Annotated in this window: 14 protein-coding genes and 1 CRISPR repeat array; of the genes, 12 read left to right on the forward strand and 2 right to left on the reverse strand. The window is 38.4% G+C overall.

Annotation, left to right across the window (positions count from 1 at the left end):
* Positions 1–3: 3 nt before the first annotated feature.
* Positions 4–1881, reverse strand: coding sequence for a sensor histidine kinase (locus UH38_RS16100; RefSeq protein ID WP_052672416.1), 1878 nt, complete (start codon positions 1879–1881; stop codon positions 4–6).
* Between the two features lie 310 nt (positions 1882–2191).
* Between UH38_RS16100 and def the strand changes: the two genes are divergently transcribed.
* The 6 genes from def (at position 2192) to cas2 (ending at position 6052) form a co-directional block, all read left to right on the forward strand.
* The gene (def, locus tag UH38_RS16105; protein ID WP_045055697.1) at positions 2192–2767 is read left to right on the forward strand and encodes a peptide deformylase; all 576 of its coding nucleotides are present in this window, start codon (positions 2192–2194) and stop codon (positions 2765–2767) included.
* On the forward strand, positions 2764–2964 hold the full coding sequence (locus UH38_RS16110; protein WP_045055698.1) for a hypothetical protein: 201 nt from the start codon (positions 2764–2766) through the stop codon (positions 2962–2964). The genes def and UH38_RS16110 overlap by 4 nt, the downstream gene beginning before the upstream one ends.
* 84 nt (positions 2965–3048) lie before the next feature.
* Positions 3049–4401 (forward strand): PrsW family glutamic-type intramembrane protease, encoded by a 1353-nt coding sequence (locus UH38_RS16115; RefSeq protein ID WP_045055699.1) that lies wholly within the window; start codon positions 3049–3051, stop codon positions 4399–4401.
* A gap of 102 nt (positions 4402–4503) precedes the next feature.
* Complete coding sequence (gene csx18 / locus UH38_RS16120; protein ID WP_045055700.1) at positions 4504–4779, forward strand: CRISPR-associated protein Csx18; 276 nt, start codon at positions 4504–4506, stop codon at positions 4777–4779.
* Complete coding sequence (cas1, locus tag UH38_RS16125) at positions 4779–5771, forward strand: CRISPR-associated endonuclease Cas1 (RefSeq protein WP_045055701.1); 993 nt, start codon at positions 4779–4781, stop codon at positions 5769–5771. The genes csx18 and cas1 overlap by 1 nt, the downstream gene beginning before the upstream one ends.
* A gap of 2 nt (positions 5772–5773) precedes the next feature.
* Entirely contained in the window at positions 5774–6052 is a 279-nt protein-coding gene (cas2, locus tag UH38_RS16130) for a CRISPR-associated endonuclease Cas2 (RefSeq protein ID WP_045055702.1), read from the forward strand.
* Between the two features lie 182 nt (positions 6053–6234).
* Positions 6235–18114: direct repeats of the CRISPR family, unit length 36 nt; unit sequence GTTCCTATTAATTAGGGAAATTATTTGAATGGAAAC.
* Between the two features lie 46 nt (positions 18115–18160).
* On the opposite strand, the gene UH38_RS16135 is transcribed toward cas2, so the two are convergent.
* Entirely contained in the window at positions 18161–18637 is a 477-nt protein-coding gene (locus UH38_RS16135) for a hypothetical protein (protein ID WP_045055703.1), read from the reverse strand.
* A gap of 141 nt (positions 18638–18778) precedes the next feature.
* Here UH38_RS16135 and UH38_RS16140 point away from each other — a divergent pair, with 141 nt between their 5' ends.
* From UH38_RS16140 to UH38_RS16165, 6 genes are all read left to right on the forward strand, one after another.
* Complete coding sequence (locus UH38_RS16140; RefSeq protein ID WP_045055704.1) at positions 18779–18982, forward strand: hypothetical protein; 204 nt, start codon at positions 18779–18781, stop codon at positions 18980–18982.
* A 106-nt stretch (positions 18983–19088) separates the two neighbouring features.
* Positions 19089–22193, forward strand: coding sequence for a type III-B CRISPR-associated protein Cas10/Cmr2 (gene cas10 / locus UH38_RS16145; RefSeq protein WP_045055705.1), 3105 nt, complete (start codon positions 19089–19091; stop codon positions 22191–22193).
* Entirely contained in the window at positions 22193–23290 is a 1098-nt protein-coding gene (locus tag UH38_RS16150; RefSeq protein WP_045055706.1) for a type III-B CRISPR module-associated Cmr3 family protein, read from the forward strand. Before cas10 ends, UH38_RS16150 begins: the two co-directional genes overlap by 1 nt.
* Complete coding sequence (cmr4, locus tag UH38_RS16155; RefSeq protein WP_045055707.1) at positions 23283–24071, forward strand: type III-B CRISPR module RAMP protein Cmr4; 789 nt, start codon at positions 23283–23285, stop codon at positions 24069–24071. Before UH38_RS16150 ends, cmr4 begins: the two co-directional genes overlap by 8 nt.
* Positions 24072–24081: 10 nt before the next feature.
* Complete coding sequence (locus UH38_RS16160) at positions 24082–24480, forward strand: hypothetical protein (protein WP_045055708.1); 399 nt, start codon at positions 24082–24084, stop codon at positions 24478–24480.
* A gap of 3 nt (positions 24481–24483) precedes the next feature.
* Positions 24484–26268: an RAMP superfamily CRISPR-associated protein gene (locus tag UH38_RS16165; protein WP_052672417.1), complete on the forward strand. Its 1785-nt coding sequence runs from the start codon at positions 24484–24486 to the stop codon at positions 26266–26268.
* Positions 26269–26278: the final 10 nt, after the last annotated feature.

Raw genomic sequence — 26278 nt, forward strand, 5'->3', positions numbered from 1 at the left:
GCTTCATCCTGCCTGCACTAGCGGTATTTTTAAGATAAAGCAGGTTTGCCCCCCACCGCTACGAACTTCAATCGTGCCATTTAAACGCGCGACTATTTGGTTAACTAAAGCTAATCCTAACCCCGTCCCTCCCTGCTTCCAAGGATCGTTGTTGGGGATGCGGTAAAACTTCTCAAAAATGAGGGTAAGTTCGCGTGGGGGAATTTCTACACCATAATTGCAGACACAAATCTGCATTGTATCTGCTTGAGCGCTGACGCTAACGCTAATTTTTTCGCCTTCAGGCGTATATTTGCAAGCATTATCTACTAACTCGCACAGCACGCGCCCCAAACTGGTCGAATCGCAAATTAAACTAGGTAAATCGGCAGGAATATCCAAAGTTAAATCTTGCTGTTGGCTGCTAGCGCGGTGGATGAATGGTTCTACTAATGGCGGCAACCATGCTTGTAGTTGAATCGATGTTAATAGTAAAGGTTGCTCGTCTGCAAATAGGTGTTGCAAATCTAAAAGATTGTTAATCAAAGATAGTTCGCGATCGCACTCGTTTTGCAAAATCTGATAGTAACGCGCTACTTTACTTTGTTCGCCTGGGGGTTTTCGCAGTTCGTTAAATAGTTCTTGGCTGCGATTTAAAATAATTCCTAGCATCTGAATTGCCATTTTCATATTGGCTAGGGGTGTCCGCAGTTCGTGAGAAACGGTGCTTAAAAAGTCATCTTTAAGCCGATTTAACTTTTCTAATTCTTGAACTTGAGCTTGCACTGCTTGATACAACCGCGCTTGTCTAGTGGCGATCGCGCATTGATTGGCGACTTGCTGCACCAGTTTAATTTCTAGCTGGTTAAAAGCCTCTGCTTGGGGCTTAAACAGCCATAAATCGCCGATGACACCGCGATCGTCAAAAATTGGACAAGCCAGCATGGCGACCTTACCCCGACTACCTGGTACTAATTCGCAAAATTGAAAAAACTGACCTTGCAATAGTTGATTGTAACCAACTTGGAAGTCTTCCATCCGTACTACTTTGCCTTGTGCGGAAGGTAAAGTAGTAGTGTACTCGTAGCTGATAGTAGCGGTAGTTTGACCAAGATCGTACAAAGCACTATCGCAACCATTTATATTCATCGCTACAGCTAACTCCCATACGGCAATTTGCAATATTTGATTTTCGTCTAGAGTGTCGCGCACGTCGTCGCTGATGCGTTTGAGGATTGCTTCGTAGTCAAGCGATAGCTGTAATTCCTTGGTGCGCTCTTTGACTTGATTTTCTAGCTGGGCATTTAATTGTAAAACTTGCTGGTATAGTTGCGATTGTTGAATAGCAATCGATACTTGCGTTCCTAATTCTTTGAGTAGTTCGACTTCCAATTCTTGCCACTGACGCGTTTTAGAACACTGATGGATAGCTAATAATCCCCAAAATTTGTCGCCATATAGCAAGGGTACTGTCAGGCTAGCTTTGACTTGTTGCTGCTGCAAAAACTCGTTGATAGCCAGGGGGCTACTTTCTTGTTGGATATCGTGGAGGACGCGAATATCGCCTTGTTGGTATAGTGCTAAACGTTCGCCAAACAAGGGAGTTGCAATAGTTATATTTAATAGTGACGTGCAGTTTTGCAGTGCTGATTCGGCAACAACTCTAGCTGTTCCAGTGGCTAGTTCGACTTGGTAAACTACTACGCGATCGCAATTAAGAAATTGTCTGACTTCTCTGGCTGTAGTATTAAGAATTTCGTCCAAGTTTAAAGTAGCGCGAATTTGAGCGGCGATCGCTGCCATCAATCTTTCGCGTTCTGTTTGCTGCTTAAGTTCAGCCAGTAGTCGCTGTCTTTGGGCTATTTCTTGTAATAAAGCTGCGTTAGCTTGAGAAGGTTCCACTGTCTGTAATTTATTTGCTTAACTTGGGCGCGTCAAAAGAGCGATCGCTGATATCTCGTCATCACTAATGTAATTCAAGTTTCTCGTACATCATCAACTTTTTGGTACAACCTTGGGGATAAGGGGGCTAGGGGACAAGGGGACTACAGGGGGATCTCTACCCGCTCGCTTACTAACTCAAAACTATTTTTACTTCTTTTAACTCAAAACTTAAAACTCAAAACTACTCTTTACTCTACTGCTCCAAGAGTTGTTAAAATTGAAACTAGATAAATTTGGGAAAGTAGCATAAAAAGCGAGTCATCGGTACATGGCATCTATAATTGCAGTCGAAAAACAAAAGTTAAAAAATCCACCGTTAGAGCTGCGCTATTTGGGCGATCGCGCTTTGCGGCAATCTACTAAGCGGGTGGCTAAGGTAGACCAGGAGTTGCGGCAGTTAGCGCGGGAAATGCTCCAAACAATGTACACTGCTGATGGTATTGGTCTTGCTGCACCCCAAGTAGCGGTGCAAAAACAACTAATTGTAATTGACTGCGAACCAGATAATGCCGCGAATCCACCACTGATTTTAATCAATCCAACAATTAAGCGTCTCAGTAAAGAGTTATGCGTCGCTCAAGAGGGTTGTCTGAGTATTCCCAATGTTTATATGGATGTGACTCGCCCTCAAGTAGTAGAAATTACCTACAAAGATGAGTACGGTCGTCCCCAAACTTTGCAAGCTACTGAATTATTATCGCGTTGCATTCAACATGAGATCGACCACCTCAATGGTGTATTGTTTGTAGATCGAGTAGACAATGCTTTGGCTTTAAATCAAGAGCTATCAAAGCATGGCTTTTCGGCAAAAGCTGTTAAACCAATTACTGAGGAAACAAAATGAATGCAATGACTCCGAAAAGTGGGTTGTTCTTAGGGGGTTCTTGCATAGCGGCGATCGCGGCTGTCGGCTCAATTTTTGAACTATCTTCTGGCAATCCCGATTTAGGCGGGTTAACCACGAGTATCATTTTGGCTATTAGTGCGCCGCTAACGGGGTTATTTTTTGTTGCTGCTGTGCGCGATGCGAATAATCGCTGAGGTAGATAGAAAATAGGGAAAGGGTAAAGGAGATCGATCCTGTTATCCTTTTTGTTTTATCTATTTCGGCAAGAAGTCTGTACTATGACAAATCAAGAGGTTGGCGAGTTTTTTTTAGAGCAGTTGCCCGCTTCAAATAGCGGACGCAATATCCCACCTCGTCGCTACTTGCTGGCAAAGGATCGAGAAACTGAGATCGGGCGCGATCCTAGTTGCCAAATTGCGATAGATTCTGCTGTTTATGGCATGGTTTCTCGCCGTCATGCAGCAATCAGACCTCAAGAGCGAGCGCGCGTTTTGTTATGGTCGGTCTGCGATTTGGGTAGTGCTAATGGTACTTATGTAAACGGACAGCCGTTGTCTGGCTGCCAGCAGTTGCAATCGGGCGATCGCTTGATGTTGGGCGATCGCGGTCCAGAATTTAGGTTTGTCTGCCCAGAATTACCCCCAGTAGGGACGCACTTTGCGGTCAATGCTAATTTAGCTAGCGATCGGCAAGAAGCTGAGGTAAGTATTACGCAACTATTTCCCATTATTTCTACAGGACGCGATTTAACTAAGAAAGCCTATTTGGTTCCAGGAATTTTGACTGTTGTTTTTGTCGTCTTAATGTTTGCAACTGTAGGGCAAAAAGAAACAGCATTTTTCAATCAAATGCTGGTTGCTACTTATTTGGCGGGTGCTGCTTATTATTTTGTTTATCAACTTTGTGGCAAGCATAAGCCTTGGTGGGTATTATTTGGCTCGGCGATCGCCACTGCACTAATTTTACTCAGTCCTATATTACCGTTATTTATTGTTATTTTCCGCGTTATTCTGCCTGGGCGGTTGCCAACTCCAGATGAAGCTGTGGGGGTTCCTCAGTTGCTAATTAGAATGTTTTTTGGCGCTGGGTTGATGGAAGAATTGCTCAAAGCTTTACCTATTCTAGCAGCGTATTTTATCGGTCGGCGGCTTGCAAGTCCTTGGCGGGAGCGAGTTGGCGTGTGGGAACCTTTAGATGGAATTTTGTTGGGTACGGCTTCAGCAGTAGGTTTTACGTTGTTAGAAACTCTCGGTCAATACGTGCCGGAAATTACTCGTAATTTTAGTTTGCAGGCGGGGGATGGCATCGGTCAATTAGTGGGTTTTCAGTTGCTAGTACCGCGAATTATCGGCTCTGTAGCCGGACACATGGCGTATAGTGGCTATTTGGGGTATTTTATTGGTTTAAGCGTTCTGAAGCCACGCCAGCGCTGGCAAATTTTGGGTGTAGGTTATCTAACAGCGGCAGGGTTGCACGCGCTATGGAATACTACAGGGTTAATTAGCGGGTTATTTTTGGCTGTTGTTGGGGTGTTGTCTTATGCTTTTTTGACAGCGGCAATTTTGAAGGCGCGATCGCTGTCGCCAACGCGATCGCAAAATTTTGCTACTCGCTTTATCGAACGTCCATAAAATCGGCGCAAGTGTGAAGATAAGGCAGCGATTTAGTTTGCAGAGGTTACATTTCTAGAGTATAAGTTTATACTTTAGTAAAGAGATTTTTGCTAGTCAAATATGTATATTTCACCTCGCGCTACTTTAGTTCGCAATGTATCTGTGTCCTTGATTAATGGTACAGTGACGTTGATAATATTGCTGATTGCACCGCTAGGATTAATGGCTGTAATTATTAATACTGTACTTATTGCATTAGCTACTTATATTGTATCGGTAGGTGCAGACCGAGTAACAGCATATTTGCAGCGTGAAGAGCAAGCGGAGTTGCTAGCGAAAGACAGGCGATCGCAAATGCGGGTTGCTAGTTCTGCTAAAGTAACTCGGCGGCGGTAATGCGATCTTTATATATTTCCCAGCAGGGATGTTATGTTTGCTTGCAGCAAGAAACAATCCTTGTCAAGCAAACAGATAAAATTCTCGGACAAGTGCAATTACCTTTATTAGAGCAGATTCTAGTATTTGGGAAATCACAAATTACCACGCAGGTAATTCGCGCTTGTTTGTGGCGCAATATTCCCATTGTTTATCTTTCGCGCATGGGGTATTGCTACGGGCGGATTATTCCGATTGAGCAGGGGTATAGGCAGTTATCTCGCTATCAGCAGCAGTTACTAGCTGTAGAGAGGTTAGTAGTAGCAAGGCAAATTGTGCAAACGAAGCTCAAAAATAGTCGGGTAATTTTGCAGCGTCAGCAACGCCGCCAGTCTTCTAATCTGAGTGCGGTAGCGATTCAAAGTTTGGAGCATTTGATTGAAAAGGCGGCTAAAGCTGATAGTATCGAGCAGTTGATGGGGTTTGAGGGGGCGGCTGCATCGCAATATTTTTCAGCGTTAGGTGAGTGTATCAGTAATTCTGAGTTTATTTTTACTGGGCGCAGCCGTCGCCCGCCAGGAAATCAAGTAAATGCAATGTTGAGTTTTGGCTATCAGGTGTTATGGAATCACTTGTTAGCACTAATTGAGTTGCAGGGTTTAGATCCATATCATGCGTGTTTGCATCAAAGTTCGGAGCGTCATGCAGCTTTGGCTTCTGATTTGATTGAGGAGTTTCGTGCTTATTTGATCGATTCTTTGATGTTGTGGTTGGTAAATCGTCGCAGTATGGATGCTGGCAATGATTTTGTGCATCGCGATGGCGGTTGTTATCTTAATGATTCTGGGCGCGCTAAGTTTTTGCGTGCTTTTGTGCAAAGAATGGAGGAGGAAGTGCAAAATGATACAGGTGAGAGAAGACCAAAATGGGATTTATTGATGCAGCAGGTGAAGGCTTATAAAAGGTTTGTTTACGATCCCAAGCAGCTTTATTTGCCCTATCAAATTCGTTAGTAATGTTGTTCTATTTAGTGGTGTATGATATTCCATGCGATCGGCGGCGTAAGAAAGTATCTGATTTATTAGAAGGGTACGGGCAAAGGGTACAATACAGTGTTTTTGAGTGTTTTTTAACGCAAGTTCAGTATGATGAATTGCGAAAAAGATTGAGGAAAAGGGTAAAATTATCAGAAGATAGTGTGAGGTTTTACCCATTATCTAAGCATACTTTTAGTCAAGTAGAGGCATGGGGTGGCTTTCCAATTACAAAGATTCCTGGTTCGGTAATTATTTAGCGATTAGCTGCGAGGTTAGGGTAATATGCCAGAAATTAAGTAAATACGTTGCGAACCTCGAAGCAGTGCAGTATAAAGTTTTGAGCTATTATTTTTCACCAATGCTATCTATTTTTCCTAGTAAAATCAGCAACCCTCGCAAACTGGTAGTGGACACCAGGCTGGATATAGGTTTAAATTGGGTTCCTATTAATTAGGGAAATTATTTGAATGGAAACCGCACTTTAGCTGTAGTATGGCGTTTGCTATATGAAGTTCCTATTAATTAGGGAAATTATTTGAATGGAAACCAAAGAAGCTCTTTTAGCAGTAAAGCAAGGGTTAAAAGGTTTCTATTAATTAGGGAAATTATTTGAATGGAAACAAAAGTCAAAACATCTAAGATAGTACCAGAAGGTAAAATCCAAGTTCCTATTAATTAGGGAAATTATTTGAATGGAAACTGCATCATTTACTTCTACACGTGGTAATTTGATAACTTTCTCGTTCCTATTAATTAGGGAAATTATTTGAATGGAAACAAACGTATTCATACTAGCCCACCTACTAGGTTAATGTAAATAGGTTCCTATTAATTAGGGAAATTATTTGAATGGAAACATGACTTAGCGGCAGCATTAGTCATGACCAATAGAATGTTCCTATTAATTAGGGAAATTATTTGAATGGAAACTGTGGCAGCGGGTACAACGACCATAGACTGCTATTCGCGTTCCTATTAATTAGGGAAATTATTTGAATGGAAACACGTAAAGAAGGATATGTTACAGAGAGTTTCACTTTAGGTTCCTATTAATTAGGGAAATTATTTGAATGGAAACGGATGTTGAAACCTTTGTCAGCTAAGAAAGCGATCGTCTTGTTCCTATTAATTAGGGAAATTATTTGAATGGAAACGGTCTTTGTGGTAAATACCAACGGATCTTTTTACGAGTTCCTATTAATTAGGGAAATTATTTGAATGGAAACAAGCGGCGGTATGAAGCCAACGACTTGCGAGTAGGTTTGTTCCTATTAATTAGGGAAATTATTTGAATGGAAACTTATCTAAATGCTTAGAGAAACTATATCGAGACTTATCAGTTCCTATTAATTAGGGAAATTATTTGAATGGAAACTACCATACTGCAAACCTTTGTGTTCTGCCTTAATAGTTCCTATTAATTAGGGAAATTATTTGAATGGAAACATCAGTTATTGAAGTTAGCAATGCTTTTGGTAGTAAAGCAGTTCCTATTAATTAGGGAAATTATTTGAATGGAAACTTTTTAGCTCGTAAAGAAGATTAGCAAATTCTTCCTTAGGTTCCTATTAATTAGGGAAATTATTTGAATGGAAACATTTGGATTAACAAATGCTGGTCCAGAACCAGAGGTTAAGTTCCTATTAATTAGGGAAATTATTTGAATGGAAACATCTTAAAGTTATTGCAGGAACACAAAAAGTTTATATGTTCCTATTAATTAGGGAAATTATTTGAATGGAAACATAATGTATATTCTCTCAGTCTGGTTTTTTGCTTTTACACTTGTTCCTATTAATTAGGGAAATTATTTGAATGGAAACGATGTGCTCCAAAACCTAATACTTTTGCGCTTTTGATGGGTTCCTATTAATTAGGGAAATTATTTGAATGGAAACACCATTATCTTTGGTAATGTCGAAAGAGATGCCATCTGGTTCCTATTAATTAGGGAAATTATTTGAATGGAAACAAAGTCCAAGAAAGGCTAGCAACTATTGGTACAGGCAAGTTCCTATTAATTAGGGAAATTATTTGAATGGAAACCAGACAGAAACTTTAGGGCATTTACACATCTTTTTATTAGGTTCCTATTAATTAGGGAAATTATTTGAATGGAAACTAAAATCTTCACTTCCATGAAATAGAAATACTTTAGTTCCTATTAATTAGGGAAATTATTTGAATGGAAACAAAAGTTGTGACAGCAGCTATGTTTCCATAGCTCTCAGTTGTTCCTATTAATTAGGGAAATTATTTGAATGGAAACACACAAATACTCCTATTGCTACTGTTTGATTTGTTTTAATGTTCCTATTAATTAGGGAAATTATTTGAATGGAAACTAAAATGGAATCTAAATTTAACATTTTAGAATCTAAAGTTCCTATTAATTAGGGAAATTATTTGAATGGAAACGTATTGTTTCTGCCAAATGTACATTTGTTCTCTAGCAGAGGTGTTCCTATTAATTAGGGAAATTATTTGAATGGAAACTTTATCCCCAAAACAAACTAAACACTACAAGGGGGTAAGGTTCCTATTAATTAGGGAAATTATTTGAATGGAAACATCTCTAAATAAATGATACATTACTGTATCAAGTCTGTTCCTATTAATTAGGGAAATTATTTGAATGGAAACACAATAGGTTGATGAGCTTTTTTACCCGTACCAATAGTTCCTATTAATTAGGGAAATTATTTGAATGGAAACCAAGGATGTGTAATGATAATCCACACAGATAGAGGCTAGTTCCTATTAATTAGGGAAATTATTTGAATGGAAACGCTAATGTAGTTGGACGCTCTAAGTCTGCTTTTCGTGTTCCTATTAATTAGGGAAATTATTTGAATGGAAACATAACCAAACTTTAATTATGTATTTTGATGCTTCCATTATTGTTCCTATTAATTAGGGAAATTATTTGAATGGAAACAAGTTAACTCAATATGGCGATCGATAGAAGTATTTATGTTCCTATTAATTAGGGAAATTATTTGAATGGAAACAATACTGTCTTGCGGCTAAGAGCTTCTAGAATTCCAAGTTCCTATTAATTAGGGAAATTATTTGAATGGAAACGATAGTAAGAAAGCCTACATTCTAGGTCATCTAAAGTTCCTATTAATTAGGGAAATTATTTGAATGGAAACAGGTCCGAGCTAGGTTTATTTACCAACACTCCTTCCTGTTCCTATTAATTAGGGAAATTATTTGAATGGAAACTGGAGATACCTGGTTTAAACATCCCTAAAGAGTTTTGTTCCTATTAATTAGGGAAATTATTTGAATGGAAACGAGGTTTTAAATTAACTTCTCACATTACTGTTTATTGTTCCTATTAATTAGGGAAATTATTTGAATGGAAACCTGTTTCTACCCAGCGATCGCGCTCGGCTTTGTCTAGTTCCTATTAATTAGGGAAATTATTTGAATGGAAACTGATACATTACTGTATTAAGTCTAGATGAATTATATTGTTCCTATTAATTAGGGAAATTATTTGAATGGAAACGACTCTTTCTTAGATAGTGCTTTATCGTTAGGTAGGTTCCTATTAATTAGGGAAATTATTTGAATGGAAACAACAGAACTAGGAGTGCGGTTAGTTGCCAGTGCTATACCGTTCCTATTAATTAGGGAAATTATTTGAATGGAAACGTCGCCTCGGTAGCGTTTCGGTGCTTCGGGCGGAAAGTTCCTATTAATTAGGGAAATTATTTGAATGGAAACGTTAAAGTCGTAGCTACGGGTGAATATACTTGAAGTACTGTTCCTATTAATTAGGGAAATTATTTGAATGGAAACTTATATGGGCTATGATTGATTTAATCGTCAATTCATGTTCCTATTAATTAGGGAAATTATTTGAATGGAAACCGCTCACCAACTTCTTATGCAAAGCTAGAAGTCCCAAGTTCCTATTAATTAGGGAAATTATTTGAATGGAAACAAGCGATCACGCGCTGCTCGTCAGCTACACCTTTAGCCCAGTTCCTATTAATTAGGGAAATTATTTGAATGGAAACAGTTAGAAGCGGAGCGATCGTCGTTTGGGCTTCTCTAAGGTTCCTATTAATTAGGGAAATTATTTGAATGGAAACAGGAAAGTAGCTCAAGCTACTTTGTTTTGCGGTACAAGTTCCTATTAATTAGGGAAATTATTTGAATGGAAACAATGCAAGCAAACGATAAAGGAATATTGTATTCCTTTGGTTCCTATTAATTAGGGAAATTATTTGAATGGAAACTCTTTCAATGCAGTTTGTGGATTAAACACAATATCACGTTCCTATTAATTAGGGAAATTATTTGAATGGAAACACAGCAGCTATGTTTCCATAGCTTTCTGTTTGTTTGATGGTTCCTATTAATTAGGGAAATTATTTGAATGGAAACTCTCTACATAGATAGCATACTTAGCATCGTTAGTAATACGTTCCTATTAATTAGGGAAATTATTTGAATGGAAACAGCCGAGCTTGCTGACGAATATGGTAGCTTTGACAAGTTCCTATTAATTAGGGAAATTATTTGAATGGAAACGTAGGGTAAGCCGACTTGCTCAGGTGCTATGTATTGTCGTTCCTATTAATTAGGGAAATTATTTGAATGGAAACGGCACAATTCGAGTAATGCGATCGCTGAATGGATCAATTGATGTGTTCCTATTAATTAGGGAAATTATTTGAATGGAAACACACGTACCAGCTAACCTACGTGTCATAACCACTAAGTTCCTATTAATTAGGGAAATTATTTGAATGGAAACTTAAATTGCCGTCGGCTAAAGCGTCAGCTAAAGAGGTTCCTATTAATTAGGGAAATTATTTGAATGGAAACACCAATGCTATAGAGACTTTGAACTCTTTAGACTACTGTTCCTATTAATTAGGGAAATTATTTGAATGGAAACTACTTAAACCGTAACCTACTACTGCATAAGCTATCTGAGGGTTCCTATTAATTAGGGAAATTATTTGAATGGAAACTCATCAAATATTTCGACAGCACTTCACAAACCGATAGAGTTCCTATTAATTAGGGAAATTATTTGAATGGAAACAGTTGGAGGCTGGTGAAAATGTAGCAAACACTCTCAAGGTTCCTATTAATTAGGGAAATTATTTGAATGGAAACCAAAGACTATCAAATTGTTTTAATTTTGATAGTTTTTGTTCCTATTAATTAGGGAAATTATTTGAATGGAAACTAAACCGCAATCGTTAATTGCAGCAACTAAAGCTTTTGGTAAGTTCCTATTAATTAGGGAAATTATTTGAATGGAAACCTCTAAACCTGTTTGCCAAGCTAATTCTTCATCAATGTAGTTGTTCCTATTAATTAGGGAAATTATTTGAATGGAAACGAACATATGTCATGTACCGTACTACCCTTAGCACGGCTGTTCCTATTAATTAGGGAAATTATTTGAATGGAAACTAGACATAAGAGAGTACCTGCGTATAGGTGTACAATAAGTTCCTATTAATTAGGGAAATTATTTGAATGGAAACAATGACCGTATTACCCGTTTGATGAATTTCTCCTAAAGTTCCTATTAATTAGGGAAATTATTTGAATGGAAACTGGTATTGCGAGTTCCTATTAATTAGGGAAATTATTTGAATGGAAACTCGTTATCTAAAGTAGCACCGTAGTTCTTCGCTTTAGTGTTCCTATTAATTAGGGAAATTATTTGAATGGAAACCGTCTTGTAGGTGTTCTAAAACTTGAAGATATTTATGTTCCTATTAATTAGGGAAATTATTTGAATGGAAACTCTAAAGGCTAGCCTTCTAGCTGGTATACATAACACATAGTTCCTATTAATTAGGGAAATTATTTGAATGGAAACTCATCTCGCCAAGGTAGTGAGCAATCAAAAATAAAGTCTAAGTCGTTCCTATTAATTAGGGAAATTATTTGAATGGAAACACAAAGAGTGACGTGCTAGCATTGACGCTGAATTACTTATAGTTCCTATTAATTAGGGAAATTATTTGAATGGAAACATAAACATTCCAATTAGTAGACTCTCTCTTATCAAGTTCCTATTAATTAGGGAAATTATTTGAATGGAAACATCATCTAAGATTTGTAGCGCCATTTCTTTTGCTGTTCCTATTAATTAGGGAAATTATTTGAATGGAAACGCTTTAGCTGTGCGGGAGTAAGGTAAGTTACAGTAGCTAGTTCCTATTAATTAGGGAAATTATTTGAATGGAAACGCAAAAGTTTTATTTTGAAATCTTCAAATGGATAGGAGTTCCTATTAATTAGGGAAATTATTTGAATGGAAACAGACAAAACAAGTTGGGGTTTCGATTCCATAGTAAAAGTTCCTATTAATTAGGGAAATTATTTGAATGGAAACAGTCATCGTAGTAGCTACCTTTGTCTAGCGACTTAACTGTGGTTCCTATTAATTAGGGAAATTATTTGAATGGAAACTTGTTATATAATATTCTAACAAAAAGAAAAATAGTACAAAGGTTACTATTAATTAGGGAAATTATTTGAATGGAAACTTAAGAATACCTAAATAACAAAAAAAGGACCACTTTAAGTTCCTATTAATTAGGGAAATTATTTGAATGGAAACACCTACAGCAAAAACTATTGAAGACATTCGATCGCATTAGTTCCTATTAATTAGGGAAATTATTTGAATGGAAACTAGCGCTTCAGTAACTACTAAAGATAAGCGCTTAGTCGTTCCTATTAATTAGGGAAATTATTTGAATGGAAACCAGGAGTGCCAGTAAGTTTTAGTGTCTTCCATACAGGATAAGTTACAGGGTTCCTATTAATTAGGGAAATTATTTGAATGGAAACACGATGGAGAATATCACGGTTACTGGCTGAAAAGCCCAGTTCCTATTAATTAGGGAAATTATTTGAATGGAAACGATATTCCTTTAGCCAATTTGAGAGTGCAGCCGAAAGAGTTCCTATTAATTAGGGAAATTATTTGAATGGAAACTAAAATAAGTTTGTCAGAAATACAAACAACTTTGAAGTTCCTATTAATTAGGGAAATTATTTGAATGGAAACCACTGATAAATTTTCATAAGGTGCAGCAGAAATTAGGTTCCTATTAATTAGGGAAATTATTTGAATGGAAACTTAACAATCAAACTAAAAAAGAAAGTTAAAGGTTAAACAAGTTCCTATTAATTAGGGAAATTATTTGAATGGAAACCCACCATTGCATATAATACTTCTTCGTTGCGTAAGTCTTTGTTCCTATTAATTAGGGAAATTATTTGAATGGAAACTTATTGAGATTAAAATAAGTTTGTCAGAAATACAAACAGTTCCTATTAATTAGGGAAATTATTTGAATGGAAACGAGTTTCTGGTTAGAACGTAAGTTTAAAACACTTATTAAGTTCCTATTAATTAGGGAAATTATTTGAATGGAAACTCAAGTAGTAGAGCATTGCGAAGAGAAGCGATTTTGGTTGTTCCTATTAATTAGGGAAATTATTTGAATGGAAACGGTTACTGTGCGTGCTGGTTGTGCGGACATGCAAGCAGTTCCTATTAATTAGGGAAATTATTTGAATGGAAACTTTAGATTCTAGAGATTGCAGAGTTTCTCTGATATCTTTACAAGTTCCTATTAATTAGGGAAATTATTTGAATGGAAACATTTCGCTAACTCTGCTTCTTTCAACAACAACAATCAAGAGGTTCCTATTAATTAGGGAAATTATTTGAATGGAAACCTGGTCCAGCATTTGTTAATCCAAATCTAACTTTAGATGTTTGTTCCTATTAATTAGGGAAATTATTTGAATGGAAACACGTCCGTAGTCTGTTCATCCATAGGGTAAATGAGTTGGTGTTCCTATTAATTAGGGAAATTATTTGAATGGAAACGACCAAATGCTCAAAGCTCAGGACGCAGCCATCTTTAAGTTCCTATTAATTAGGGAAATTATTTGAATGGAAACTTAACATGATTATTAACATACTCAAAGGGTTGTTTGGTAGTTCCTATTAATTAGGGAAATTATTTGAATGGAAACCCCTCCTGCAACGAAAAAATTAGACAGTAAATTATTTACTGTTCCTATTAATTAGGGAAATTATTTGAATGGAAACGGTTAGACTTTGAGTGCTTTCTAGAAGACGTAGGAAAGTTCCTATTAATTAGGGAAATTATTTGAATGGAAACCTCTTACGAGTAACATATGGCTTAGGTGTTTCCATTGTGTTCCTATTAATTAGGGAAATTATTTGAATGGAAACGGTACAGTTGTATTCTTGGCTAACAACGACCTAAACCAAGTTCCTATTAATTAGGGAAATTATTTGAATGGAAACATATCAAAGAAGATGTACATGTTATTAAAGAAGACAGTTCCTATTAATTAGGGAAATTATTTGAATGGAAACGTAGTAAGCCTTTTTGGAGGATTCTAACATTTTGTTGATGTTCCTATTAATTAGGGAAATTATTTGAATGGAAACACCTTTATGGGCTGACTCTACCAGAACCTTTCCAGAGCGTTCCTATTAATTAGGGAAATTATTTGAATGGAAACGGAAGGAGTAATATCTGCTTCCTCAGTTCTCCAGAAACTCGTTCCTATTAATTAGGGAAATTATTTGAATGGAAACACTACATCGATAGTTTTCCAATACTTAGGTACTTCGTTCAGTTCCTATTAATTAGGGAAATTATTTGAATGGAAACTTCGTCAAAATCAATCTCTAAGCTAACGCCTAAAGCTTGTTCCTATTAATTAGGGAAATTATTTGAATGGAAACGTTAACCGTACTAAACTATTCACCTGCAATAGTGACGTTCCTATTAATTAGGGAAATTATTTGAATGGAAACGCAAGAAGTCTGACCGCGCCCTATTCTATCAAAATCTCCCGTTCCTATTAATTAGGGAAATTATTTGAATGGAAACAAACCAAATAAATGGTTTGATTTAATTAGAGGAATTAATAGTTCCTATTAATTAGGGAAATTATTTGAATGGAAACTTTAGCAGCGTAACCAGGAGTAATATGAGGATTTTCACGTTCCTATTAATTAGGGAAATTATTTGAATGGAAACCTACTTGGAATAAATCTTATCTAGATAAACGTACTAAGTTCCTATTAATTAGGGAAATTATTTGAATGGAAACCGAAAAAAGGCTTAGGTATCACTAACGATGCTAAGTGGTTCCTATTAATTAGGGAAATTATTTGAATGGAAACCATCACCCTTAGTGTAGTATCTACCAGCTTTTACAGTTTGTTCCTATTAATTAGGGAAATTATTTGAATGGAAACTTAGCCACAGCTTGAGCATCTGGGCAGTTGTTTAAGTGTTCCTATTAATTAGGGAAATTATTTGAATGGAAACTTGATAGTTTCTGTTTTATCTACATAGCCTTTAACTGGTTCCTATTAATTAGGGAAATTATTTGAATGGAAACATTACTCAAAACAAACAACCAGTTTTAAATATTTTAGAGTTCCTATTAATTAGGGAAATTATTTGAATGGAAACTGATGCATCAGGGTTAGTTAATCCAGCATCAGTAGAGTTCCTATTAATTAGGGAAATTATTTGAATGGAAACTTGGAAACAAGAGTTGTTTCTGCTCGTCAAGAACGTGTAGGTTCCTATTAATTAGGGAAATTATTTGAATGGAAACTTTATATTGAAATGGTGTTAATCTTATAAATGCTTTAGTTCCTATTAATTAGGGAAATTATTTGAATGGAAACTCCATGAAAAGTGAATACTGTTTGATTCTCTTTTTTGTTTGTTCCTATTAATTAGGGAAATTATTTGAATGGAAACCTCTTGTTCTTCATCTTTAGGAAGAACCTCAGTTTGTGTTCCTATTAATTAGGGAAATTATTTGAATGGAAACTCCCAACAAATTTGTTTACAGGGATAGGAGGCTTATGGAGTTCCTATTAATTAGGGAAATTATTTGAATGGAAACAAGAGCGTTTAGCAGCTATTGGTACAGGTAAGAAAGGTTCCTATTAATTAGGGAAATTATTTGAATGGAAACCAAATTCAATTTTGTACTTCATTTGTTTCTATCCAATCTGTTCCTATTAATTATGGAAATTATTTGAATGGAAACTTTTTGGGAGGATTAGCGCTAGTGAAGTAATTTAAGCAAAGTTCCTATTAATTAGGGAAATTATTTGAATGGAAACTTTCATCTGTCGTCCAATATCCTACATGGTTAATTGTTGTTCCTATTAATTAGGGAAATTATTTGAATGGAAACAAAGTTAAATGGGGAACCGACTACAAATCCTTTGAGGAGTGTATGGTTCCTATTAATTAGGGAAATTATTTGAATGGAAACGCACTACCTGCTGATGCTTGTCCGCTGTCAGAGGAAGGTTCCTATTAATTAGGGAAATTATTTGAATGGAAACATCTTCCGCAACGGTTTCTAGTTCGATATCGTTTAGTTGTTCCTATTAATTAGGGAAATTATTTGAATGGAAACAACTCAATTACTAATTCTTCTAAAGTGACTGCCATAAGTTCCTATTAATTAGGGAAATTATTTGAATGGAAACCATTTGCTCTGTGGGGAATGTAACCGTATAGCTTAGTGTTCCTATTAATTAGGGAAATTATTTGAATGGAAACTGACGTCTTTACGCAATAAAGCCTGTTCGCCTTGTTTTTTGTGTTCCTATTAATTAGGGAAATTATTTGAATGGAAACTGATTTATCAGCAGCATCTACTGACTCGGTTTGAGGCAGTTCCTATTAATTAGGGAAATTATTTGAATGGAAACCGACTATGCGATTAGTCGTGAGATTAACTAATGTGAGTTCCTATTAATTAGGGAAATTATTTGAATGGAAACGCGACTCCTTGGATTGTTTGCTTTTTATTGCTTCTAGGGTTCCTATTAATTAGGGAAATTATTTGAATGGAAACCAAACAATAAAAACCAAGTAACCGCGCCAAAAGATGTTCCTATTAATTAGGGAAATTATTTGAATGGAAACACGCTTTCGACGACAACATAGCCAAACAACTAAAAAGTTCCTATTAATTAGGGAAATTATTTGAATGGAAACACCGCCGCAAATTTCTTAGTCGTCATTTTGTGGCAACGTTCCTATTAATTAGGGAAATTATTTGAATGGAAACGACAAAGTAGCATCTTGATAAATTACCGCTTTAAACGTTCCTATTAATTAGGGAAATTATTTGAATGGAAACGGAAACGTCTTTTGTAACCCACCTGGTGGAAAGTTAGTTCCTATTAATTAGGGAAATTATTTGAATGGAAACGCTCTTCTTTAGACATAAAGTCTAGTCCGATAATAGTTCCTATTAATTAGAGAAATTATTTGAATGGAAACGAACTGCACCCGACCCTTCGCGTTTCATTGCGTCTTGGGTTCCTATTAATTAGGGAAATTATTTGAATGGAAACTTATGACTACAAAGGTAAGCTTTATATTAAACATAGGTTCCTATTAATTAGGGAAATTATTTGAATGGAAACTGGTCTTTTTGGTTGCTCTTGTAATTGTCTTACTAAGTTCCTATTAATTAGGGAAATTATTTGAATGGAAACCCCAATATAATGGTTTGTTTCTATCTATGATGTACAGTTCCTATTAATTAGGGAAATTATTTGAATGGAAACCTGCTACCATACCTACGCTAATTCCAATCGATACGCGTTCCTATTAATTAGGGAAATTATTTGAATGGAAACCCTTCAACTACTGACGAGATGAGGCGTTCTTTCTGGTCGTAGTTCCTATTAATTAGGGAAATTATTTGAATGGAAAGCCGATTACTACACAAATAGCGAATCTACTGAAAAAGTTCCTATTAATTAGGGAAATTATTTGAATGGAAAGGATCGCAAACTCAGCTTCCAAGTCTTGAATGCGACGGTCTTGTTCCTATTAATTAGGGAAATTATTTGAAGGGAAAGTCTAGCGTCTCATCAATGCAACCAAAGCGATCGCACAGTTCCTATTAATTAGGGAAATTATTTGAAGGGAAAGTAAGAATCATGAAAACTCACAAAATTGCAGTTGAGTAGTTCCTATTAATTAGAGAAATTATTTGAATGGAAAGCTGTTGATAGTTTCTTACAAACTTTGCATTGATACCGTTCCTATTAATTAGGGAAATTATTTGAATGGAAATAATTCCTCGTCTATGTAATTGTCATCAGCAAGATAGAGTTCCTATTAATTAGGGAAATTATTTGAATGGAAACTAGAAAAACTGAATGTTGGGCGGTGACAGGACGCAGGTTCCTATTAATTAGGGAAATTATTTGAATGGAAACTTAAAGAAGCGATCGCCCTACACTCTAAAAACAATTGTTCCTATTACTAACTCGCAACTTTTAAATCCTTTATTGGTACTGGGAAAGCCAACAAATCTAGTTGAGCTACGCCATTGACGATCGCCACAATTGCAAACGGCTCCCACTGCTGCAAATAAGCTAAAGTCGGCTTGTACTCTACTAACCGGACACGATCGCCTACTCTAAAACTAGCACTATGCTGACTGCGAAGATTATTAATCGCGATCGCCAACTCCCTAACTATCGCCAACCACGCGCTAGTTAGCCTTAAATCTAACTTTTGACCCAAAACCTGGAGATACTTCTTAATTTCTGCCGTACTGCTGCACCCAGAACGTTGAAAAGACCGCTTTTTTGCATCTTTAAACCTAATGCGTTGCTTATCGCTGTAACGGGCGCGACGTTGAGGCGTTATTAGCCGCCACACCACTACAGTAATTAAACCAGATTGAAACTCTAAATCCTGCTCTGCTTCAATTTGAGCGATCGCAAAATTGTTCATTACGTTAAAATATTCCTGAGCGCGAATAGCATTTAATGCTTGTTTGCCTTTTTACTCGGCAAGTCGAAGGGTTGAAGTTGGTAGCTTGTCCCTTCGCTTTGCTAACACAATTATAACTCAATACAAGCGTTAACTTTCAAAATGGGTAGAGGCAATCCAAATCCGAAACATAAATACGTATCTCCTAATCCCGAACCTATGTCAGAAAGGACGATAGGAGTAAGGCTACCTTTGGAATTAGATGCATACGTGCGATCGCTACCCAATCGAACAGAGTGGTTGCGGCGGGTAATTGCTGAAGCAATAGAGCAAGAAAAGTCGCAAGCCAAAGTAGATAGAGCATAACAGCATCGAATCCTCACTAAATAAAGTTTTGTAAATTAGTTAGTTCCCACTTAGAATTGGGCATATTACCTCTAGCGCAGTTTAGACACCTAGAGGAAATCAATTTGTGTCCGATATATACTGGCAAGCAAAAATCTGGGGATTACTCCACGATCCAGCCCTTAAAGCCTTACATAACAATAGTGGACGAGGCGAAAATAGCTGCTGGCAAGAACTAGCCGTAATGAAAAATTGGCAGGAAAATAACTGGAATCCAGAAGATTCCCAAGGAATTGCCCTGAAGCATATCTTGTTAGCAGATTACATCACCTCTGCTAGCGATCGCTCTGCCATTGGTAGTTTATCTGCAAGCATTAACTACGCGCCTAAAAAAGCCCCCAACAAAGGACTAGAAATCGCTCACCTACTATCAGGAGCAAAACATCAGTTTAAGCTAAATAATGCCAAACATCAAGAACTAATTAGTCAGCCTCATCGCGGCAAATATTTAAGCAAACTAGAACAAGACCTATTTTCATTACAAATAACAGATCCAAGCGATCGCACCAATCCCCAACAGCTAAAAACAATTAGAGAAGTAGAAGATAAACGCAAACTCTTTTGGTGGCTGTGGCGTTGTCTACCTATCGCTACCTGTAACGCCTTTGGCGACGAGCAATCTTTGCTCCTCATGCCAGCAGAGACACGCATTCCCGACAGTTCTATCTGGAGTCATACCAGCCTCACCGCCGCCTTATCAGGTGCATTAGCTGGATACGACCTGACAGCAGAAGAACTGCAACGCTGGACAAACAATAAAACTCCCTCTCACCCATATTTAGCAATATTTAGCTTTAGCCCCGTTCAAGAACTAATCAAAGCCAGCCGGAAAATGCGCGACTTTTGGGCGGGTTCTTGGCTGCTGCATTACCTCTGTGCCAAAGTATCTTGGGCGCTAGCATGGAAATATGGACCTGATTGCTTAGTATATCCCAGCTTATTTGCACAACCTTTAATAGATAACTGGTTGCTAGAAAAATGGGCTGACTTTCAACCTTGGGTAAAACAACCAACTAACCGCCAACTCCTCACTGCTGGATTTCCCAACGTCTTAGTCTTAATTCTACCCAAAGACAAAGTTGCCTCAGCAATGCAATTGGCAGAACAAACCCTAAGAACAGAGTGGCTAAAAATTGGCAGCATCGTACTTACAGAATTGCAAAGCCGTCACTGGATGCCAGGACTTGAAAAAGATAGCAAAAATTGGAACGGCTGGCTAGATTCGCAATGGCAAACATATTGGACAGCTTCACCAATAGGTAAAGAAGGAGAACAACTCAAAAACTCAGCCATCCCCAAAACCGAAGCAGAGAAACTAAAATCCTGGCTAGATACGCAGAATATAGCTTACAACCTGCAAAATAATCACAAAGAACAATTATTCCAAGCAGCAGAACTAGACTTTCTGCGGGCTGCTTATGACTTGCGACTCAAGCAACAACGTAAATTTAGCGTCAACGTTGGTTCTTGGTGGTGTCACGTCTTCGATCAAACGCGCTTGAGCCTAGCAGCCGTCAAAAACGCGCGTAACTGGCAACTACCCACAGCCTTCAGCGTCCGTTCTACAGTATCGGGAATAGGCGCAGCAGTGCATCCTGGCGATGATTGGCTACCAGAGGGAGAAGTCAAAAAGTTGTGGAAACGCCACGCAGGTTTATTTGATGGTAAAGAACAATTAAATGCAACTGAAACATTAAAACGCGGATTGCATAAAGTTTTACCACAGTTAATCGGTGACTTGAATGCCAACGCAATTGACGCATCTTACCCCGACTTAACAGCAGGAGTAGCAGGCTACTTAAAAGTAAGCGACTTCTCCCATCTAGAATACTTCCATAAAGTCTGTCGTTTCCTAAAACGCGAATTATCTCAAGAAGTTCCGCAAAAATGGGGAATTCCTTGGATAGACGAACATCAAAATGCAGACTTGCAAAAATTTCCTTCTCGTTATTTAAATGCAGGTTGGCTAGCAGAAGAAATAAAAACCTCAGAAACCCAGCAAATAGAACAAAAAATCAACCGCGAACAAGATCCATCAATTGTCGATTCACTCAATCAAGAACTAATCGACATCAAAAATCAATACCGCGCAACTATCCAAACCATCCTCGATAAATCCTACCCCGCCAATAATCCTAGCGATTGGTATGTCTTAGCTGCTGGTGATGGCGATGGGATGAGCGAATGGCTAAAAGGCAAAAAGCTAAAAAACTACCGTGACTACATTCCTACAGAATTATCTAGCTTAGAAGAAGATCCAGACAATAACTCTAGCGAAGAATCTCCCGAAAAAAGACAAGTCCGAGAGACTTTCCCCAAGTTTTTAAACGAGCAAAAGCGCATGGGACCTTCTACCCATAGTGCATTAAGCCGCGCCTTACTCGACTTTTCCAATCAACTCGTACCTTACCTTACCGAACAGCGCTATGCAGGGCGACTAATATATAGCGGCGGCGATGACGTATTAGCTTATACAAATCTCTGGGAATGGGATAACTGGGTTTGGGATATTCGCCAATGTTTTCGTGGTGCAAAAGAAGATTCTGAGTTTGAAAACAAAGGCGATTATTGGTGCTGGAAAAACCCCCAGCAGCCACCACAAAACCTCTCAGCTAGACCTTTATTTACAATGGGTAGCACAGCAACAATTAGCTTTGGCATCGTTATCGCCCATCATAGCGTCCCCTTAGCGATCGCTCTCGAAAGCCTCTGGGAAGCTGAAGCACAAGCCAAAGAACATATATACGTCAAAAATAACCAAAAACAAGTAAAAGATGCCATTCAAGCCCGTGTAATTTACGGTAATGGCAACACGCTCAAAGTTACGAGCAAATTTGATGTATTTGACAATTGGCGATCGCTTGTAGAACTAACTAAACCAATTCCCAATTTAGACAGCGCCATATTTGAACAAGCCGCCCAAGTATGGCAACAACACCCCGCCCCAATTAAAGATGCGATCGCATCTTGGACGCAAGCATTTTGCAACCGTCGAGACTTATTTGCAGGGAAAGACGAAGATCGAGAGAAATTTAGCTACTACCTCACTAACTTTATTGCTACTCTCTGGGAAACTACTACCGCCTTAAAACGCGACGAAGAAATTCAAAACTGGTTAAAACTTGCAGCCTTTGTGTTGCGCAACCGCCACATTGCTATAGGAAACATTTGATGTATTGGTACACCATAACCCCTCTAGATGTGCTATTAATGCGCGATGCCAAGCCCTTTACACCAGGAGAAAGAGCATGGGCAGGCAGCATATTTCCGCCCACAGGTCATGCGCTCGCTGGGGCATTACGGAGCATACTAGGGGGCGATCGCTTAGAAATAATTGGACCATTTTTCTGCCGCGATCGTACTCTCTACTTACCCCGCCCGCTAGGATTTTATCAATCAACTCCCTTAATTCCTTTAGATTGGGAGCATAATTCTCCTCTGCATCACTGTTTAACTAACTCCATGCAACCGCGCCCATTAGTTAAGGCTACTGAAACTGGATCGCCAAGCGACGTGGAAGATGACAGCGATGAAACTAAATTTCGTCAGTACATTCCTGCTGATGTTGCCCAGTCATACTTAAAAACAGGCAAAATCGAGCGGAAAAATTGGGAACTTAAGTATGCAGGTGAAGACAAGCCTTGGCTAGTTGAAACTCGTTCCCACAACTCCATGAATGCGGGAACGCGCCAAGTTAAAGATGCTGACGGTTACTTTGTTGAGAATGCCATCAGATTGCTGCCAGATTGGAGTATAGCGATCGCCCTCAACCAAAATATTCCTACCCCAGTAACATTGAGGCTAGGAGGAGAAGGGCATCGAGCCATTTTAGCCAAATGCGAAGCTTTAGCCGCACAATGGGATAAATTGCAGAACTTATCTCAGCAAAACTTCAGCAAACCAGGTAAATCGCTAGCTTATCTAGTTACTCCTGGCATATTTGAACGCAAACACGATGGCGGAAACTCAACTTGTAAAGCTTATCCTTGGGAGTGGAAACTAGCTCATGCTAGAGGGAATTTAGTTAGCGTTGCAACCGAAAAGCCAGTAGCAATAAGTAGCAGAAGACGCGATCGCACAGACAAAAGTATCCCCGCACCTCAAGTATTTGCCGCACCTCCAGGCAGTATTTACTACCTCAATCAACCGCAAAGCTTATTTGCCGAGGATGCAGCATCCAAACCAGGCAAAGCATTAGATGCAGCCAAAAATCTGCGTCAACTAGGTTACTCACAACTACTTTGGATTTCCTATCAAGAACATGATTAACAACATTGTTTATCTCTACCTCATTTCGCCATTACATACAGGCGGTACAACTCAAGAGGGAAACTTACTCGGAATTGCCCGCGAGTCTCACACTAACTTGCCTTATATTCCTTCTAGTACAATACGGGGCAGATTGCGGGCAAGCGTTGCTAGCGAAATGCGATCGCAACTATTTGGTACAGATTTAAAAGATACTCAGCAACTAGAACAAGGCGATATTTGGATTGGTGATGGCTCAATTTTGTGGTTACCCGTTCCATCCCTAAGTCATGGAGTTGTATGGATTAGTTGCCCCATGTTATTGCAACGTTGGACGAGATTTAATCCTGGTGTAACTAATATTCCCACCGAGTACAGCAGTAGTTTAACAAATACTACTCGTGTCTACCTCAAAGATGCAATTTTAGACAAGTTGCAACCTTGGCAAGATTGGCAGTCATTTGTTCCTCAAGTAACAGAAACTAGCTGCATCAAAGAAGTAATTGTGCTGCCCAACCAACACTTTGCTACCCTTACGCAGATGAGTTTATGGAGACAAGTAAAAGTCAAGCTAGACGAACACAAATCTGTAGAAGGTGGATTTCGTTATGAAGAAGCAATTCCCCCCGATACTTTGATGTACTTTCCTTGGGGAACCACATCTCAAGCCAACGGTACAGCAAAACAATCTCACGCTAATTTTGAGAACCTTCTAGACAGTAACTCTATTTTGCAAATTGGCGGACAAGAAAGTTTAGGGCGGGGGTTTGTGCAACAGTGGATGTCTGCTAGTGCTAAGTAAGGAGATTTAAATGATATTCGATCCGCGTACTATTGCTACACCTGTATATAATGCTTTAAGCGAATTGCGATCGCAGCCTAACCAAGACGACACTCGCCTTAAAGAGCAAAAAAATCAAGCAATTGAACTATACACTTATCTATCTACTTGGGGCATGATGCGCCTCAAAGCAGAAGAGAAAGCCTTGAGTCAAGAAGGTAAAAAGCAAGTAGTCAAGAAGTTTTTTGAGTGCTTGCAGGAACTTTCTCTTGTTAATAATCTTGCTGGTAACAATGGTCTAAATCATCTCAAAAATTTAAGTACAGATGATTATTTAGGGCTTACAGGCTTGGGATTATCGCTCGCTCAAGAGTTCAGTTTTTGGGCAACAGCAGTTTACCACGATGTTAAAGACTCACAGGGAGAATAATTAATGTCTGAAGATAGCAACTCAACTAGCAAGCCTTCTCCCTGGCTTAACCCCAGCAATGAGCCTCAAACAGATAGAAGCGCTAGCTTTGTCGAATATTTGCGCTGGATGAGGGAAAAATCTGCCAACAATTTAGTTAATAGTGGTACTTTACTCGATTTACTAAACAGGTTTAAACAAAATGACTGGTATGCAATCTTAAATCGTCTAACTCAAAAAACTAGAGTTTTAGCCCATGAATCTTTTGAAGCAAAATGTTCGTGGCGGATTAGAGTGGGTGGTATAAAAGGTCCAGAATCTATGTTGCTACCTGCTTTTGATAACTTAGGAATGCCTTATATTCCTAGTAGTACGCTACGAGGAGTAGCAAGAGCGATCGCCTCAAAAGATAGCAAATTTACTCAGGAGCAAATCAAAGCTATTTTTGGCGATGTTACTCCTAACTCATCAATGGGTAAGGTAATTTTTTTAGACGCTTATCCACTACCAAACCACAACAAGCAGGGTGGCTTAAAACCAGATATGGCAAATGCTATCTGGAACTGGAAAGGCGAAGGGCTACCAGAATACAATACCAATCCTAATGTATTTCTCTCCCTAGAAAAACCAACATTTGTTGTTGGTATCCGTAGAACATCTAGCTGTGACGATGCCATTCTTCAACAAGTTAAACAATGGCTAATCAATGGATTAGCTCAAGGAATTGGAGCGCAAGTTAACAGCGGCTATGGAGGAATGGATGCTTTAGAACTACGCCCTGTGAAGAAAAAGGTAATCGTCAAAGTAGGCTTTGAACTACAAGGACAACTTATTCATGGCAGGCAAGAATTTACCTCTTGGCAACTAAATGGTGCTGGAACTGGATGGAAACCACCAGGAAAAGCCGAAGCCGAACTTCGCCCTACTGCTTTTCGTTCTATGCTTCGTTACTGGTTTAGAACTTTTGCTTTAGGAGTTTTGCCAGCAAAGCAAGTCCAAGAATTAGAAGCTGAAATTTTTGGTGGTATTGAGCCAAAACATACAGGTTTGTTGCGTTTAGAAGTTAGTGGTCAGGTGCGTAAAGATAATGCTTTACCTACTAGAGAGGGCAAAAACGAGTCTTACGGATTGATAACAGGTAGTCTGATGGTGCGTAATTCCTCTCAAACAGCCAGTCGTAACGAACAAGAGAAAACAGCACTTGAAGGATTACTAAAAAATTTAACTTGGATGATGTTTCATTTAGGTGGTGTAGGACAGGGTGCAAGACGACCTTGTTATTCTCGACAGCACCAGCAGAGAGGTCCTTGGTGGCGCGGGTCAACTCTCATAGCTAAAAGTGAAGATAGTTTCTGGGATTTGCCTGATTCTGTACCAGAATTCCAAAAGCTATTTCGTCAACGTCTACAAAGTTTCTATGTTGCTTTAGCAGTTTTAGCAAAACAAACTATCAATACGCGATCGCCTCTTAGCATTGGCACTGTAGCAAAAGACAAGTGGACAGAAGCGATTGATGCCAATTGTCGCATAGTAGTATGTGCTGGTGAAGCAAGTTTCAATAAGCCTTTTGCTTTAGCTACTCTCCATAGTCAACAATTAAAAATTCATGGCGATTACGATGGTAATCTTTGCGGTAAAGTGCGCGGGGGAGTTAAACCATCTCCTGTGTGGATTGCTGATTTAGATGCCTACCAAGTTGTAACCATCTTCGGTATAAACCCAGAACCGCAAAACCCTCGCAACAAATACTTGAAACTGCTACGCCATGAAGCAAGTAGCTATGCTCAAATTTTGTTATTAGATAAATAGCGCTCGCATC

It is taken from the genome of Aliterella atlantica CENA595, from assembly GCF_000952155.1.
Taxonomy (GTDB): Bacteria; Cyanobacteriota; Cyanobacteriia; order Cyanobacteriales; family Chroococcidiopsidaceae; genus Aliterella; species Aliterella atlantica.